Annotated in this window: 19 protein-coding genes, 1 tRNA gene and 2 riboswitches; of the genes, 1 reads left to right on the plus strand and 19 read right to left on the minus strand. The window is 49.1% G+C overall.

The features are described 5' to 3' along the window. Positions 1 to 62: 62 nt before the first annotated feature. From BM184_RS12905 to BM184_RS12970, 14 genes are all read right to left on the minus strand, one after another. The gene (locus tag BM184_RS12905; protein ID WP_086943824.1) at positions 63 to 1,193 is read right to left on the minus strand and encodes a sodium ion-translocating decarboxylase subunit beta; all 1,131 of its coding nucleotides are present in this window, start codon (positions 1,191 to 1,193) and stop codon (positions 63 to 65) included. A 16-nt stretch (positions 1,194 to 1,209) separates the two neighbouring features. Next, positions 1,210 to 1,557, minus strand: coding sequence for a biotin/lipoyl-containing protein (locus BM184_RS12910; protein WP_086943823.1), 348 nt, complete (start codon positions 1,555 to 1,557; stop codon positions 1,210 to 1,212). A gap of 34 nt (positions 1,558 to 1,591) precedes the next feature. Then, the gene (locus BM184_RS12915) at positions 1,592 to 1,888 is read right to left on the minus strand and encodes an OadG family protein (RefSeq protein ID WP_086943822.1); all 297 of its coding nucleotides are present in this window, start codon (positions 1,886 to 1,888) and stop codon (positions 1,592 to 1,594) included. A gap of 15 nt (positions 1,889 to 1,903) precedes the next feature. Continuing rightward, positions 1,904 to 3,349 (minus strand): oxaloacetate decarboxylase subunit alpha, encoded by a 1,446-nt coding sequence (locus tag BM184_RS12920; RefSeq protein WP_256213166.1) that lies wholly within the window; start codon positions 3,347 to 3,349, stop codon positions 1,904 to 1,906. Positions 3,350 to 3,644: 295 nt separating this feature from the next. Next, entirely contained in the window at positions 3,645 to 4,019 is a 375-nt protein-coding gene (gene dhaM, locus BM184_RS12925; protein WP_086943820.1) for a dihydroxyacetone kinase phosphoryl donor subunit DhaM, read from the minus strand. After that, the gene (dhaL, locus tag BM184_RS12930; protein ID WP_086943858.1) at positions 4,012 to 4,599 is read right to left on the minus strand and encodes a dihydroxyacetone kinase subunit DhaL; all 588 of its coding nucleotides are present in this window, start codon (positions 4,597 to 4,599) and stop codon (positions 4,012 to 4,014) included. The genes dhaM and dhaL overlap by 8 nt, the downstream gene beginning before the upstream one ends. Before the next feature lie 127 nt (positions 4,600 to 4,726). Next, complete coding sequence (gene nagB / locus BM184_RS12935; protein WP_086943819.1) at positions 4,727 to 5,434, minus strand: glucosamine-6-phosphate deaminase; 708 nt, start codon at positions 5,432 to 5,434, stop codon at positions 4,727 to 4,729. A gap of 10 nt (positions 5,435 to 5,444) precedes the next feature. Next, entirely contained in the window at positions 5,445 to 6,590 is a 1,146-nt protein-coding gene (gene nagA, locus BM184_RS12940) for an N-acetylglucosamine-6-phosphate deacetylase (RefSeq protein WP_086943818.1), read from the minus strand. Between the two features lie 71 nt (positions 6,591 to 6,661). Continuing rightward, positions 6,662 to 7,477, minus strand: coding sequence for a MurR/RpiR family transcriptional regulator (locus BM184_RS12945; RefSeq protein ID WP_086943817.1), 816 nt, complete (start codon positions 7,475 to 7,477; stop codon positions 6,662 to 6,664). 216 nt (positions 7,478 to 7,693) lie between these two features. Next, complete coding sequence (thiW, locus tag BM184_RS12950) at positions 7,694 to 8,185, minus strand: energy coupling factor transporter S component ThiW (RefSeq protein WP_086943816.1); 492 nt, start codon at positions 8,183 to 8,185, stop codon at positions 7,694 to 7,696. A 131-nt stretch (positions 8,186 to 8,316) separates the two neighbouring features. After that, a riboswitch (TPP riboswitch) is annotated at positions 8,317 to 8,418 on the minus strand. Between the two features lie 62 nt (positions 8,419 to 8,480). After that, a riboswitch (TPP riboswitch) is annotated at positions 8,481 to 8,583 on the minus strand. Between the two features lie 36 nt (positions 8,584 to 8,619). Continuing rightward, on the minus strand, positions 8,620 to 9,603 hold the full coding sequence (locus BM184_RS12955; protein ID WP_086943815.1) for a zinc-binding dehydrogenase: 984 nt from the start codon (positions 9,601 to 9,603) through the stop codon (positions 8,620 to 8,622). 23 nt (positions 9,604 to 9,626) lie between these two features. After that, positions 9,627 to 10,502, minus strand: a complete 876-nt coding sequence (locus BM184_RS12960; protein WP_086943814.1) for a DUF5131 family protein — start codon at positions 10,500 to 10,502, stop codon at positions 9,627 to 9,629. 21 nt (positions 10,503 to 10,523) lie between these two features. Then, a complete protein-coding gene (locus BM184_RS12965) occupies positions 10,524 to 11,147 on the minus strand; it encodes an ABC transporter permease (protein ID WP_086943813.1) in 624 nt (207 codons plus the stop codon). Next, positions 11,144 to 11,917, minus strand: coding sequence for an ABC transporter ATP-binding protein (locus tag BM184_RS12970; RefSeq protein ID WP_086943812.1), 774 nt, complete (start codon positions 11,915 to 11,917; stop codon positions 11,144 to 11,146). Before BM184_RS12970 ends, BM184_RS12965 begins: the two co-directional genes overlap by 4 nt. A 210-nt stretch (positions 11,918 to 12,127) precedes the next feature. Here BM184_RS12970 and tnpB point away from each other — a divergent pair, with 210 nt between their 5' ends. After that, positions 12,128 to 13,294: an IS200/IS605 family element RNA-guided endonuclease TnpB gene (tnpB, locus tag BM184_RS12975; protein ID WP_086943811.1), complete on the plus strand. Its 1,167-nt coding sequence runs from the start codon at positions 12,128 to 12,130 to the stop codon at positions 13,292 to 13,294. A 60-nt stretch (positions 13,295 to 13,354) separates the two neighbouring features. Here the strand turns inward: tnpB and BM184_RS15625 are convergent, their stop codons facing one another. The 5 genes from BM184_RS15625 to BM184_RS12995 form a co-directional block, all read right to left on the minus strand. Further along, positions 13,355 to 14,263 carry a glycine betaine ABC transporter substrate-binding protein gene (locus BM184_RS15625; RefSeq protein ID WP_086943810.1) on the minus strand — a complete coding sequence of 303 codons (909 nt, stop codon included), beginning with the start codon at positions 14,261 to 14,263 and terminating at the stop codon, positions 13,355 to 13,357. Further along, positions 14,264 to 14,893: an ABC transporter permease gene (locus BM184_RS15630; RefSeq protein ID WP_086943809.1), complete on the minus strand. Its 630-nt coding sequence runs from the start codon at positions 14,891 to 14,893 to the stop codon at positions 14,264 to 14,266. A 13-nt stretch (positions 14,894 to 14,906) separates the two neighbouring features. Next, positions 14,907 to 15,197 (minus strand): hypothetical protein, encoded by a 291-nt coding sequence (locus BM184_RS12985; RefSeq protein WP_143091142.1) that lies wholly within the window; start codon positions 15,195 to 15,197, stop codon positions 14,907 to 14,909. Positions 15,198 to 15,492: 295 nt separating this feature from the next. Next, positions 15,493 to 15,831 carry a winged helix-turn-helix transcriptional regulator gene (locus BM184_RS12990; protein ID WP_086943807.1) on the minus strand — a complete coding sequence of 113 codons (339 nt, stop codon included), beginning with the start codon at positions 15,829 to 15,831 and terminating at the stop codon, positions 15,493 to 15,495. Between the two features lie 160 nt (positions 15,832 to 15,991). Beyond that, a tRNA-Leu gene (locus BM184_RS12995) sits at positions 15,992 to 16,075 on the minus strand. Between the last annotated feature and the right edge of the window lie 6 nt (positions 16,076 to 16,081).

Genomic DNA, 16,081 nt, shown 5'->3' on the forward strand with positions numbered 1-16,081 from the left:
GAAACGATAAAAAATCTCCCTCTGACGTGAAATCAAAAGGAGACTATTTTAATTATCCATCCTCAACCGAAGAAAGCCAGCAGGACACCGGCTGCGACAGCCGATCCTATGACGCCCGCAACATTCGGACCCATCGCATGCATCAGTAAGTAGTTGGAGGGATTGTATTTGATGCCTTCTTTCTGCACAACCCGCGCAGCCATCGGTACGGCCGAAACACCGGCTGCCCCGATCAACGGATTCACTTTACCGTTCGTCAATTTGTACATCAGTTTTCCCATCAGGACGCCGGCTGCAGTCCCTACAGCAAAGGCGAAAAGCCCCAGTATGATGATTTTGATCGTGATCAATGAAAGAAAGAGCTCGCCGTTCGCCTTGGCTCCGACGGTTACGCCCAGGATGACGGTGATGGTGTACATCATGGCATTCTGCAGCGTTTCCGTCAGTTTCGGAACCTGACCGCTTTCCCGGATCAGATTACCCAGCATCAGCATCCCCACAAGCGCTGTGGCGGATGGGACGACCAAGCTGACGAAAATGGTGGTTATAATCGGGAACAGGATGCGCTCGTTCTTGGATACCACGCGCATCTGCTTCATGACGGTCTGCCGCTCTTTTTCGGTCGTCAACAGGCGCATGATCGGCGGCTGGATAAGTGGAACCAAAGCCATATAGGAATAGGCCGCCAGGGCGATGACCGATAAGAGATGGTTGGCCAATTTTGTCGTCAAATAGATGGCGGTCGGTCCATCCGCCCCACCGATGATGCCGACCGAGGCCGCTTCCTGGGGCGTCATCCCCAAGGCCAAAGCCCCGAAGAATGCCGCAAAGATGCCGAACTGCGCTGCCCCGCCCAACAACAGCGTTTTCGGATTGGCGATGAGCGGTCCGAAATCGGTCGCGGCCCCGAGACAGAGGAAAATCAACGGCGGATAGATGCCCAGATTCGTCCCTTGATAGAGATAATAAATCAACCCGCCCGGTTCACTCTCGGTAGGCGGCGCCATCAATCCGGCCAAGGGAAGATTCACCAACAGGATGCCGAACGCAATCGGGAGCAACAGATAGGGCTCATAGCCCTTCTTGATGGCCAAATAAAGGAAAATGCAGGCAATGATGATCATAATGATTTCTTTATACGTAAGATGCGCCAATCCGGACATCCGGATCAGATCCGTCAAAGCTTGTATCATAAGAATCCCTTCCCTTCTAGAGAATCAACAACGGTTGGTCGGATTCGACACTGTCATTTGCTTTCACCAAAATACTTCTGATGATGCCATCCTCATCTGCAACGATTTCATTCTCCATCTTCATGGCTTCGAGCACGATGAGGTTTTCGCCTTTTTTGACCCGTTGTCCCTCTTTGACTAGGATGCGCAATATGGTCCCGGCCATCGGCGCCAGCATTGTTTTTCCCTCTGCGGGTGGCGCGTAATCAGCCGCGGGTCTGCCGCTTCCGGCCTTTGGTTGTTCTGTCATGAGCGCATCATCCGGCAACTCCCTTACCTTGACATGATAAACTTGTCCGTCGATTTCGATTTCATAGTTCTTCATAAAAAATCCTCCCTTTACGATCAGCGACTGGAATTTATTTGATACGCGTTACATCAACGATTTCAAACTTCTTGGCCGGATGCGCTTCATAAGCTGCGATCAATGCCGTGATTGCAGCCGCTTTGGCGCGTTGTTCATCCACACCCATATCCCGCAAAACGGGCTGCACATCTTCTTCCCTGGTCAACAGGGTGGAAGACGTTTGGGCCGGTTCCCCTAACAACTTATGGACCAACTCCACCAGAAACCAAAGACTTGCCAGCACCGCAAAAACAACGATCATCGCAACAACAGTGACAATCAGACCGTCTCCTAAATTAAATTCTTCCATTTTCTTCACCTCTTCCTATTGGTTGCGATAGCGGGCTTGGATCCGAACCACTGTATCCGTCGTCTCGCCTGGAGATGGCGCTTTTATTTCCGCTTGTTCTTCTGGAATGGTTGGATAGTAGACTTCTTGCAGATAAGCTTTGCCAACCTGTGGGAACAAGGCATAAGTCAACACGTCCTCGTCAGTGCGCGCCAAGTCTCCCAACTCCGCCTTCAATCTTTCAAACTCCGGCTCCAGATGATCTGCCGGGCGATCCGTGATGACGGCATCATCCCCGATGATGCTGCGCCGAAAATTGTCGTTCACCGGGACCGGTGTCTTTCCGTATTTTCCGTGCAGGTAATCCTTCACTTCATTCGGGACCATTTTGTAGCGTTCCCCCGTCAGGATATTGAAAACGGCTTGCGTCCCGACCATTTGGCTCATTGGGGTGACCAGCGGCGGAAAGCCTAAGTCTGATCTGACACGGGGCACTTCCCGCAACACTTCCTCGTACTTATCGCTGGCCTTTGCCTGCTTGAGTTGCGAATTCAGGTTCGACAGCATCCCTCCAGGCACTTGATAGATGAGTGCTTTGGGATCGACTGACAGCATTTTTGGGTCCAGCACACCCGAAGCGATGTACTTATCGCGGATCGGTTTGAAATAATCAGCGATTCCTTCCAATTTAGCGATGTCCAAGCCCGTACTGTACCCGAGTTCCTCCAACACAAGCGCCATCGATTCGGTAGGCGGTTGGCTCGTCCCTTCCGCAAAAGGCGAAATGGCGCAGTCGATGATGTCCGCACCGGCTTCAATGGCAGCAATATAGGTCATCTGCGAAACGCCGCTGGTGGCGTGCGTGTGGATATTCAAAGGCACATCAATCACAGCTTTGATGGCTGGAATCAGCTCTTTGGCCACTTTCGGCGTCAAGATGCCGGCCATGTCCTTGATGCAGATCGAGTCCGCCCCCATCTCGGTCAGCTCCTTGGCCAAATCGGTGTAAAATGGGATAGTGTGGACGTCGCTGATGGTGTAACAGATCGTCAGTTGCGCATGGGCGCCATATTTTTTTACGGCATCCAGCGATGCTTGCAAGTTTCTCGTATCATTCAAGGCATCAAAAATCCGAAAAATGTCGATGCCGTTTTCGACGGCTTTGCCGACAAAACGATCCACGATATCATCCGCATAATGGCGGTACCCGATCAGATTCTGTCCCCGAAGCAGCATCTGCAGCTTCGCTTGCGGAGCGCGCTTACGGATTTGCCGCAGTCTTTCCCACGGATCTTCATGCAGAAAACGGATAGCCGCATCATAGGTTGCGCCGCCCCAGCACTCGAGCGCGTAATACCCGGCTTCATCCATTTTCTCCACAATCGGGAGCATGTCCTCCGTAGACATGCGTGTCGCCATCAGACTTTGATGCGCATCGCGCAGAACGGTCTCAGTAAAAAGCACTTTCTTTCCTTTTTCCAATCCGATCACATCCATTCTTTTCTTTGGAACCAGCTTTGAAAAAATCTTTTTGTGATTTTATTAATTATGTACTTCGCTCCTGTTCCTGCAAAAACTCTGTTGCACGGCACATACTTGTAAGCGTTTTCCATAATGTTAGCTTACACTAAATTGACCAATAATTCAATCTGTAGATAAAAAATAAGAGAAAGAATATAGAAACAATCTACCTTCAATATTGGTGAAAAAGCGAAAAAAAAAAGACCGCATCTTGGCAGTCTTAATTGTGTTTGTCACCAAAATTTTGCTCAATGTTTCATTTTACGTACAATTCCTGCAACTGCTCACGGATTTTTTCATAGGGCGTATCCGCCTGCAGCAAAGCTGCTGCCAGATAGGCACCCTCCACAAACGCCGCATCGCAAATGAACAGATTTTTTTCGGTCATTTCACTTACCAACTCAAGATTCATCTTGGCGCTGCCCAAATCATAAAAGGCCAATATATTAGGCTCTGGCATTTCATTGAGAGCCGCCGTGACTTTATCAAAACTAGTGCCGATACCGCCTTCTTCCGCTCCGCCGACTGCTTTAACGGTAACGTCCTTCGCTACCTGCTTCAGCAAACGGGTCAGCCCGTCAGCGAGCTCCGCAACATGCGAAACCAATAAAATACCGTACTGTTCACTCATCGTACACACCCGCTTCCAGCATTGCCTCAAAGAAATAACCGCAGGAGGCTGCTCCTGGATCGATATGGCCATTCAGTTGTTCCGACACATAGGCCGCGCGTCCTTTTTTCGCCTGAAAATCCTTCGTACTTATGACATATTCATTGATTTTTTCCAACGTCAGACGATTATTCCGGATGTCTTCCATGACCGGAATCCAAACATCCACTAAGGTCTTTTCCTTCAGTTCCGTAGGGCCGAACGTTTGGATGCCTTCAAGCCCGCTCACCAAGCTATCCATCAGATTGTTATCCTCTTGAAAAGCCTCCGACATATGCAGAAAGACTTGCCCATAAAGGAGTCCGGCTGCCCCACCCGTTTTCTGGATGAAAGACATCCCCGCCATTTTGAACAGATCTGACAATCCTGCCTGAAACCCTTCTGCTAATTTTGCCTTCAGGTCTTTGGCACCCCGAAGCATATTGGCCCCGTGATCGCCGTCACCGATGGATTCATCCAGCGTATTCAGATACTTCTCGTTTACTTCCAACTTTTCGATGAACAGGCTCAACCATGTTCTGGCCGTCTCAACAGTCAACATTTCCATCACCGCCTTGGATTCCTGGATCACATGCTTTCCATGCTACCTCTGCTTCCATTGTAAACGTTTTAATCAAAAACGACAATCCGGAGACTCGTGGGGAGTAGCCTGCGGATTGTCTGATTCACTATTTTTTCGTGAGCATTTGCGCAGCTGCTTCGTCCAGTATCACGGTCACATGCTTGTGTGTCTGCAGAACGCTCGCCGGTAAGTCTTCCGTAACCGGACCTTCCAGCGCGGCTTTGACGGCAGCGGCTTTTTCTTTTCCGAAAGCCATCAGGATAATCTGTCTTGACGAGAGGATCGATTGGATCCCCATCGAATAGGCAAAACGCGGGACATCTTTTTCATCCGCAAAGTAACGTTTGTTGGAATCGATCGTGGATTGCCACAGCGCCACTTTCTGGGTCCGGGAATCAAAGGATGTGCCAGGCTCGTTGAAACCGATATGCCCGTTCGTGCCGATGCCAAGAATTTGCACATCGATCGGATTCGCTGCGATGATGGCTTCAAATTGCGCGCACTCTTCCACTTCATCCGCCATTCCATCCAGCAGATAGTTTTTCTTGAATGGTTTTGCATCGAATAATTGTTCATGCATAAAATGATGGTAGCTGTGCGGACTGTCCTCGGACAATCCCATGTATTCATCCAGATTGATCGATGTCATCCCCGAGAAATCAAGCTCGCTTTCCCGCATGATCCGGTACAGCCTGACTGGCGTGCTGCCGGTGGCCAACCCGAGCACTTTCGCACCTCTTTCCATTTCCTCCCTGATTTTTTCGAATGCGCAACGGCTGGCCTCTTCAGGAGTCGCTTTAATGATTATTTCCATGATCCGTAACCTACTTTCCATTTTTCTTGAATACTGTCTGTCCATAACTGATCGTCAGTTCCACGTTGAACGCATCCGAAAGCAGCGCCATATCGGCATCTTTTCCCGGAGTGATACCCCCTTTTCGAACCAGACCGAATTCCCGGGCCTGATTGACCGAACTCATCTTTACCGCATCCAAGATGCTGCAGCCGGTAAAAGCGATGATGTTCCTGAAGGCATCCTGAAATTCCAGCACACTTCCTGCTAGATTTCCGCTTTCCAGACGGGCTTGTCCTTCTTTGACGATGACCTTCTGTCCGCCCAATTCACTGATGCCGTCGCCCATCCCTTTGGCGCGCATAGCATCGGTAATCAATTCGATGCGGTCTGCGCCCTTCTGTTTGAAGGCGATCTTCACCATTTCCGGATCGATATGCAGACCATCGACAATCATTTCCGCATAGATACCATCCTCCAGGAAAGCATGTCCGGTCACACCGGGCTCACGGTGATGGAGTCCCCTTTGCGCATTGAAGAGGTGAGTGATGTGCGTTGCCTTGGATTGTTGCAATTGCCTGCGCCGAGCATCCGAATGCCCGACCGAAAGCACGATGCGGTTATCCAGGCAATACTTTTCGAAGGCAGTAGCATCACTCGTCTCCGGCGCATAGGTGACCAAACGGATCAAACCGCCGCTCAAGTCCTGCCACCTGCTCATCAAGGCTGCATCCGGCAGTTTGATGTGCTCTTCCGGCTGCGCTCCCTTAAATACAGCAGAGATGAACGGCCCTTCTAGGTGGATGCCTTGGATGACCGGATTTTTTTTTGCAGCCTTGCGGATGCCGATCAATGCCTTTTCGATATTTTCAGAAGATTGCGTCATCGTCGTCGGAAAATAACTGGTGATCCCTTCCCGGTGCATCGCCGCAATCATCCGATCGATGCCATCCGCATCGCCGTCCATGTTGTCCACACCATAGCCGCCATGGCTGTGGATATCAATGAAGCCAGGCATCAGCCTGCTTCCGGTTGCGTCAATCACTTCCTCGCCGGATTCGGGAACATACTCCGACATATTGCCGACTGCACTTATTTCTTTTTCGAACCGGACGAATCCGTCGGCGATGACTGTTTCCCCGGTATAGATTTCTGCATGGATGATCACTTTTTTCATTTGTGTTTCCCCTCTTTGATCCTGAGCTTAATTTTCACTGTGCACCTGCATGATTTGGCAGCCACATCTCGCTATTCCGATTTTTTCGAATAACCTTGCACATTTTTTCTCGTCAGATCCATGTTGTATTTGAAATTCTCATCCTGCACCAGGAAGGTCGAAATCACATCGATCAGGTACATCATCCCGAACTGCGTGTTGACGAACACCGTGTTGTTGACGAAACGCGAGTGGTAGCCGAAGCACGTGACGTCCGCCAGTTTCGTCAGGGAACTGTTTTTGAAGCTTGTCAGGGCGATGATCTTCGCTTTTTTCTTCTTGGCGATCTCCAGTGATGCTATCAGTTCCGGCGTTTCGCCTGAATTGGAGATGGCGATCACCAATTCGTCCTCCCTGATGATCGAACTGTTGATGATCATCAGATGGGAATCCGTAACCCCCGTGGCATTCAGACCCATCCGGATCAAGCGTTGCGCCAATTCCGCGGCCGTGAACCCGGAACTGCCGATGCCGTAGATGACTGTTTTGTTTGCATTTTTGATCCAATCGACAACCGTTTCGATTGCCTGATCCTCGATCATCTGATTGGTTTCATCGATGACTTGCGTATAATAGCCATAAATATCGTCATAGACGGTCGGCATTTCTTTCGAAGGATGACCGCTCGCCAATGACCGCAATGCAATTTTCATATCCACAAACCCATCGATGTTGATGCGCTTACAGAACCGGGTGATGCTGGACGTCGAGGTATCCACCTTCGCCGCCAAATCCTTGATGTTCATATTTTTGATGGATGCTTTGTTCTGCAGAATGTAATCCGCGATTTTTTTCTCGTTCCCGGAAAAAGCGGAATATTGGTTTTGGATCTCTTCGATGATTGTCATTTTCATTGCCTCCTCCTGTTTTGCGCAACCGCCAAAAGCGCGCTCCGCATTTCTTGACTTCGCCTTTTCCCCTTCGCTGATAGAATAACACATGAAAATAGTTTTTTCAATTATTAATTAATGAAAATTATTTTCTTAACTATTTCTATTGGAGACACTTTTGGACAACAAAAAGCCGCCCTCTTCCGAGAGCGGCTTCCTGCTTATGCGGATGTTTTAAATTCTGTTGCGATCCAACACGCTTCTTTTTTCCATTTCCAGGATGATGAAATAAGCCAGCCCCGCTCCGATGGCGGAGCTGATTGCGAAGCTCGGCAAAAAGAGCATAAACGCTGCTTCCATACCCATAAAGAGTTGCGCCAGCAAAGTACTTACCAGAGAGCCCAGGATTCCGGTGCCTATCCATTCACCCAGTGCCGCGTAACCGATCTTTTGCGTTCTGGCATAAAACAGACCTGCGCAAACAGCTCCGATCATGCTGCCAGGAAAGGCAAATATGGTTCCCGTTCCCAACAGGTTGCGCAGCACGGAAACGCCGAAAGCCTGCAGGACGGCGTATCCGGGTCCTAACCAGACAGCGGTCAGTACATTCAGCAGATGCTGCATCGGTGCTACCTTTGCAATGCCGATTGGGATGACGAAGATGCTGTTGCTGACCACCCCCATGGCGATGATCAAGGCAGTGGTGACTAATTTCTTTGTGTTCATAATATTTTCCCCTTTTCAGTTTGATTGATTCCTTTTGCAGCCTGATCTATGCGAACCTTTTCCCTCCTCCCCGAATTGAATGAAAATAAAAAGACACCTCCCCCTGAGATGTCTTGGATATACATACGGACTCCAGACCAAGCTCAGTTCCCTCCGCCAGTACGAACTGGATCAGGTTTGAAGGGTTCCGGCAATGCCGGTCTCAGCGCTCGCGCGCACCCCTACTGAAAATAAAAAACGCTATATGATCTGATGCGAAATCAGAAAATATAACGTTTTGATGTCTATTTATGCGAATAGTCAAACGCCACATTCCCTACGCTAGTATGAACTAGATCAGGTACAAAGAGTTCCGGCAATGCCGGTCTCAGCGCAGTTGCGCACCCCCAGTGTTTCTCATTTGATTCTAACCAATAATCCGCGGAAACGCAACCCTATTCTGAAGCGTGTTCTCCCGCAGCGCTCGGATCCAGCACGATGACTTTCCCAAAACTGTCCTGGCTCTGCAAAAAGGCATGGGCTTTCGCAACCTCTTCGAGCGTGAAGACTCGCTCCGGCTCCACCGCAACGCCTTTCCCCTCGATGTAAGCCAGCAGTTCATTCAACTTCTCGCCGGAGACGTCACTCGAATGGAAAGTAGTCAAGTAGCTGTTGTGCTTCAATTCCATGATGGGATCGAAATCCTCAAGGTACCATTTCCCGCCCAGTTGGCCGGTGCTGCAGACGATGCCGGCTTCCCTGATATGGGAAAGGCTGTCCTTGATCGTCGCAGGCCCGATCAATTCCAGAATCTTGTCGAAAGTCTCTTCCGTTTCCAAAATGCCATTGCGATCTTCGACGTAGTCGGTGAAGCCGGCTTCCTTCAGTCTCTCGCCCTTTTCGGCTTTTCGGGTGCTCCCATAAATCCGGATATCCGGGAATTGGGCTTTGACCAACTTGGCAAAGGCAACCCCGACACCGCTCGTTGCCCCCCGAACCAAAACCTGATCGGATGCTTGGATCCGCAGATTCTTCATGGAACCGAAAGCCGTATAGTAGGTTTCCGGAATGGCCGCCAATTGGGACCAAGGCAAATTGGTGTGGACTGGATAGATTTGGTCATCCGGCAACAGGGCATATTCCGCATAACTCCCGTCGAAGGCTCTCCCCATTTCCCCCATGATCGACACCACTTTTTGACCGAGCGGCAATTTTTCTTCGTCGCTCGAACGCTCCACTATCCCTACGCATTCAATCCCTAAAATGCGGGGAAATTTGACCGAGGGGGATTTCCCCTCCCGCGTAAAGATTTCCGAATGGTTGATGCCGAAGCCCATGACCTTCACGAGCGACCAGCCTTCCCGGATTTCCGGAAGCGGAACTTCCTGATGCACCAGTTTTTCCGGTCCGCCCGCTTCATGCACTACGACTGCCTTCATTTCTCCGACTTCCTTTCTTATTTTCATAGCGACAGCATGCAGCTGGGTCTTCCCGATTGCGTACCGCAAAATTTCTTGTAGGCACAGGAGTCGCACAAAGTCACGGCATCTGTTTGAAAAAGCGGCACCGATTCGCCCTGGGCAACCTCCGTCAGTTGAACCGAAACCGCACGCCCTTCATAAGACAGGCCGGATTTCTTTGCCTGCTCCTGCTGCTTTCTTTTGTCCAAAATTTCATACTTCCGTCCGTTCTTCACAAAATGATTCCCGGTTTCGATGAATTCGAAGTTCACATGCTGGTCCACGCAATCTTGGTGCATCCTGTGCACCCATTCATAATGGCATTCCCTTGCCCCATCATAGTTTTCCCCGCCAACGATGACGCGTTCGATTTTTCCGGAAGACAAATGCTTCTTCAAGTCGATTTCGCCGATCAGTGGTGCGGCCATGATGCCTCGGTGTTTGAAAGGCAGATCCAGGAGTAGCGGGATCCGCCTGTCGGCCATCTTCTGGTTTTCGGCAGAGACATTCATCCACACGTTTTCCCAACCGTCTCCCCAATTTTCTGGCAGGCAATCTTTCACGCGCTCGATTCTTTTCGTCAACAAATAGAACAGCACATCCGACCGCTTCTCGATCATCTTCCAGACTTCCCCGCGCCACTCGTCCGCTTCCTCCAGAAAGAAGTCCGAAGTCATGCAGACGCGTATCGTGGAACCAGGAGGTATGACAAAGTCGCCGCGCCGGTTTCTTTTCAACGGTCGATCGAAGCTGCTCTGGACTTTGTAAATCAGCGCGCCATCTTTTCCTCGTTGACTATCCAAATGAAACATATAACAATTTTGGCATCCCGGGCTGACCTTTTTGCAGCCGTGCCACGGGTTCCAGATATCACTCAAGCGACCACTCCTTTGAAAAGATCAGGCAAATCTCCGTCGCAACGCGTTCTCAAGTAAGTACAAGATGACATTGACAAGCAGACACAACAACATCGACAGCACAGTGCCCCACAACAGTTTTACGACGCTGAATGTCCGCAAGCCATCGAAAAGGACAGTTCCCAACCCGCCCGCATTGATCGTTGCGGCGATGGTTGCGATGCCGATTGTCGAGGTCGCAGCGATCCGTATCCCTGCAAGGATGGATGAAATTGCCAATGGAAGCTGAATTTTCCTGAACATTTGATTTCTCGTCATGCCCATCCCGACAGCAGCTTCGATGATTGTCGGATCGATTTCCTTGATCCCTGCGGAAAAACTGCGCAACAGGACATATTGGCAATAAATCACCAGCACGATGATGGCCGTGTTCCTTCCCAATCCCGTCAACGGAATCAAGATGGCAAACAGAGCAAGGCTTGGGATCGAATAAAGCAAAGAGGTCAGATAGATCAAGCCGTTCATCACACGTTCCTGATGCATGCAGGCCAGGATTATGCCACTAGCGATGAGGATGGCGATCGTCAGCGTCGTCCCCACTAATTCGATATGCTGCATCGTGGCAAGCAACAGTTTTTCATGGTAAGTATTCCAGTATGCAATCATTTCAGCTCACTCCAAAATGCCTCTTGTTCCTTTACGGTGGCAATCAAATTTGCGACAAACTCCGTTTTCGGATTGCGCATGATTTCCCTCGGTGCATCAAATTGACAAATCTTGCCTTTGTCCATTACCAGCACTCTCGTCCCCAGCTTGAACGCCTCATTGATGTCGTGGGTGACCAGCACAAAGGTTTTGTCTCCCAATTCTTTGTGGATCTTTTGCAGTTCATTCTGCAGTTGTAGGCGCGTGATCGCATCGACCGCTCCAAATGGTTCATCCAGCAGCATCACTTTCGGATTGGCGGCAAGCGCCCTCGCAACGCCGATACGCTGTTGCTGACCGCCGGATAATTGTTTCGGCTTTCTGTCGGCAAACACATTCGGATCCAGTTGGACAAGCTCCAGCAATTCTTTGACGCGGGCTTGGATTTCCTTCTTGTCCCACTTCAGCAGTTCCGGGACTGTCGCGATGTTTTGGGCAACGGTCATGTGCGGAAACAGACCGATTTGTTGGACGACATAACCGATTTTCCGCCTGAGGTCCACTTCGTTCATTCCGCTGATGTCTTCCCCAAAGAAGATGATGTGTCCTGCATCTTCACGGATCAGGCGGTTGATCATTTTTAAAGTCGTCGTTTTGCCGGAGCCGGAAGAACCCAGGACAGTGATGAACTCCCCCTCCTTAATTTCAAAAGAGATATCATCGACTGCCTTCGTGCCCCCTTCCCCGTAGAGCTTCGTCACATTTTTGAATTCTATCGCGGTTTGCTCCATGCGGCCTCAACGCCTCCTTATTTTATCATTTTCCGCCAGAAGACTTCCACCTCAAGGAAAGAGCACTGCCCAACAAGTAGGTGGGAGATGAATGGCGGTAGGCGTTAGCCTACATTTTTTTCTAGGATATTCTTTGCTTGTTGCACACCTCCCCGTTTGATAAAGAACGTTTGTTCGTGTATCATATACTATAGAAGGAGGTGAAAAACAATGCTCGTCAACAAAGCATTCAAATTCCGTATCTACCCCACCAAAGAGCAGCAAATCCTGATTGCTAAGACTATCGGCTGCTCCCGTTTTGTGTTCAACCATTTCCTGTCTGAATGGAACAAAGTCTACAAGGATACGGGAAAGGGACTGAGCTACGGCACCTGTTCGGCCGAGCTGCCTTCGTTGAAAAAGGATCCGGCAACCGCCTGGTTGAAGGAGGTGGATAGCATCGCCCTGCAATCAGCCGTGCGGAACCTTAGTGATGCCTATGACCGGTTCTTCAAAAAGCAGAACGATGTCCCGCGCTTCAAAAGCAAACGGAATCCGGTCCAGTCCTACACGACCAGACAAACCAACGGGAACATCGCCGTTTTGGGGAACAGGTTAAAGCTGCCAAAGTTGGGGCTGGTCAGGTTCGCGAAGTCCAAAGAAGTGGACAGCAGAATATTGAGCGCCACTGTTCGCCGGAACCCTTCGGGCAACTACTCTGTTTCCCTTCTGGTCGAGACTGAGGTCCACCTATTGCCGAAAACGGGTTCCGTTTGCGGAGTCGATGTCGGCTTGAAGGATTTTGCTGTCGTTTCTGACGAGACTGTCTACGGAAACCCAAGGGTTTTCCGCAAACTGGAGCGGAAACTGACTAAAGAACAGAGAATCCTTTCCAAACGTATGAAACAGGCCCAAAAGGACGGACGCAAGCTTTCCGAATCGAAAAACTATCAGAAGCAGCGTGTCAAAGTTGCCAGAATCCATGAACGAATCAGTAATGCCAGAACCGATTACCTGCAAAAGATTTCAACCGAAATCGTCAAAAACCACGACGTCATCGGCATCGAAGACCTGCAGGTGTCCGGCATGCTGAAGAACAAAAAGCTTTCCAAAGGAATAGCCGAAGCATCATGGGCGCAGTTCCGGACGATGCTGGAATACAAAGCGAAATGGTACGGCAAGCAAGTCGTCGCTGTTGCCCGGAACTTCCCTTCCAGCCAACTCTGTTCGTGCTGCGGCTACCAAAACAAAGACGTGAAGAATCTCGCCGTCCGGGAATGGGATTGCCCGCAATGCAATGCCCACCATGACCGGGATCTGAACGCAAGCATCAATCTGAAAAACGAAGCCATGAGGCTTCTAACCGCAGGAAGCTGCGGGGATAGCCTACTAAGATAACCGGGGGATACTCCGGTGTTCATAGGAATCTCCCACCTCTAAACGATAACTTAGGTGGGGTTAGTTCAACGAATCAAAGTACTCTTTTGCGACCGCTTCATATTCTTCTCCATCGACATCCACTTTGGCATTCAATCCGGTCACTGTTTCTGTGTCCAGCGTGCTGCTGATGTTATTCAGCATTTCCGCCACGTCAGGATTTTCTTCCAATACTTCATTCCGGATTACTGGAGCCAAGTTGTACGGCGGCCAGAAATTTTTGTCATCCACCAAAACAGTGAATTCCTCTTTGTCGGTCAGTTGTCCTTCAGTCGTATAAGCCGGGGCGACATCCGCTTCATCATTTTTCAAGACTTCATATTTCAAACTGTTGTCGTAGACTGTCGAGCTCTTCCAGTTGAATTCGCCGTAAGCTTTTGTCAATCCCGGCAGGCCATCTTCCCGCTGATCGAATTCACCTTGGGAAGCAAAACGCAACTCTGAAGCATGTTCCTGCAGATCAGAAACGGTCTGAATGCCGTATTTTTCGGCTACGCTCGTTTTGATGACCAGCCCAGCACTGTCATTGGCTTCCGCATAATCCAACCAAGTCAGATCAAACTGCTCTGTGTATTCTGCTTTGATTGTGTCATATACTTTCTGAGGGTCGGTTTCCATCTCCATTTCCAATATTACTAACAGACCAGTACCTGTATACTCCGGATAAAGGTCGATTTCATCATTGGTGATCGATGTATGAACAACCGAACTGGCGATATTCGGGATCCGTTCAACTTCATACCCGGCATCTTCCAAAGCCAACGCATAAATTTCCGAAACAACCAAGTTTTCGGTGAAATCCTTGGAACCCACTCGGATGACTGTATCTTCCGTGCTGCTATCGCTTCCGCCAGTCAGGCTTGAACAACCTGAGACTATAAGTGTTACGGCCAACATTGCAATCGTACTGATGATATTTTTTCTTCTCATTTAATTTATGCTCCTTTTAATTATGTAATCAAGAAAAATGCTTGTCGTGAAGGCAATCATCGCTACCGATACCCCTCCAATGAGAAGCAGATCCATCCTGTTCAAACCCAATCCTGTAAAAATCAATGTTCCCAAACCACCAGCACCGATGTATGTAGCCAACGTCGCACTTGATATGATTTCCACCAACGCCAGCTTCACGCCGGTCATCATAAAAGGAAACGCCAGCGGAATCTTCACCCTTTTCAAGAGCTCACGATCGGTCATCCCCAAGCCCTTTCCCGTTTCGATCATCACAGCAGGAACTTCCAGGAATCCGACCGTTGTATTGACCAAAATCGGCGGAATGCCCAACAGCACCAATGCGATCAATGCTGGAGCCCTTCCGACGCCTATGAAGGAGATCAATAAAAAGAGGACCGCCAAACTGGGAATAATCCGCAAGGCTTGGGAACTGAGGGTGATCATCTGGCTGAGTTTCCGGTGCTTGTGGCTGATGTACCCCAGCGGAATGCCGATCAGACAAGAAATGCCGATCGCTTGGACGCTCAATCCAAGGTGCTGATAAACATAAATCAAATATTGATTCAAGTTCGCTTGAAAGTATTGCAGTATTTGATCAAATACCATTTTTGTCCTCCTATCATTTCAAACAACAATTCGAAAAATCTGCTATCTGACTAAATACCTTCAAACTAGCTGTCCCGCTGCTCGTCAAGGAATAGTAACAGTGTCTTTCGTCATCGATATGGTTGACCACAATCGTATCCATTTGCAGTCTCCAAAGACTGGTGATCACACTTTCTTTTTTTTCACCAGACAATCGGACGATATCATTGCAGCTCATTGTCGGGTAGTAAAGGAATAGGTACATAATGGCAATCTTAACATCAGTATCAAAGGTTGCCGCAAATACTAAGATAGGATTTATCATCTGATGCATTCCGCCTCCTTCAACACCTGCACATCAAAAATCATCGCCGAGTCAGTTTCTATGCACAAGCAATATCATCATGATGAGCATTCGTGCGTGTCTGTCTTGCTTAACACCTCACTGATGTTTCAACCTTTCAATGACTTATGGTTGGATTTCCATACTATTACTATAGCCCTAAAGTTTCTTTTGCAAAAGTACGCACTTTTATATCAGGTACTTACCTTTTTGTAAGTCATTGATAGGACAACAAAAAAAGACCAGATTCAAAATCTGATCTTCTTAATACCTTTGTCTATTTTTGTTCCAAAAGATTATTTTTGATATAATCGGTTCCCCAATCGCTCATGCTGTTGATGATCGGTCTTAGTGAGTCACCAAGGTCGGTTAACGAATACTCCACTCTGGGTGGCACTTCTGGGAATACTTCGCGTTTGATGATTCCATCACTCTCCATCTTCCGAAGATTTTCAGTCAATACTTTCTGGCTGATGCCCTCAACCAATCGGTGCATCTCATTAAAACGTTTTGTCCCTGTCAACAGTTCCCGCATTATCAGGAGTTTCCATTTATTTCCGATCAGATCAACTGTTGTCGCAACCGGACAAAATGGCAATTCTTCTTTTGTCAGCATCTTGTTCACCTCATAGATAATAAGTTTCTTTTTGTAAGTTACCACGAATTATATACCTAAAATGTGCTGATTTCAAATTTTCCTTTCAGCTTCGCGTACAACTATGCAAAAAAACAGGCTCCCAACGATGATGTCATCGTCAGGAGCCTGTCTTGTTTGATACCGGCGGCCGGGGTCGAACCGGCACGCCCTCGCGGGCACTGGATTTTGAGTCCAGCGCGTCTGCCAATTCCGCCACGCCGGCATGATA

The organism is Trichococcus pasteurii, assembly GCF_900112935.1.
GTDB lineage: Bacteria > Bacillota > Bacilli > Lactobacillales > Aerococcaceae > Trichococcus > Trichococcus pasteurii.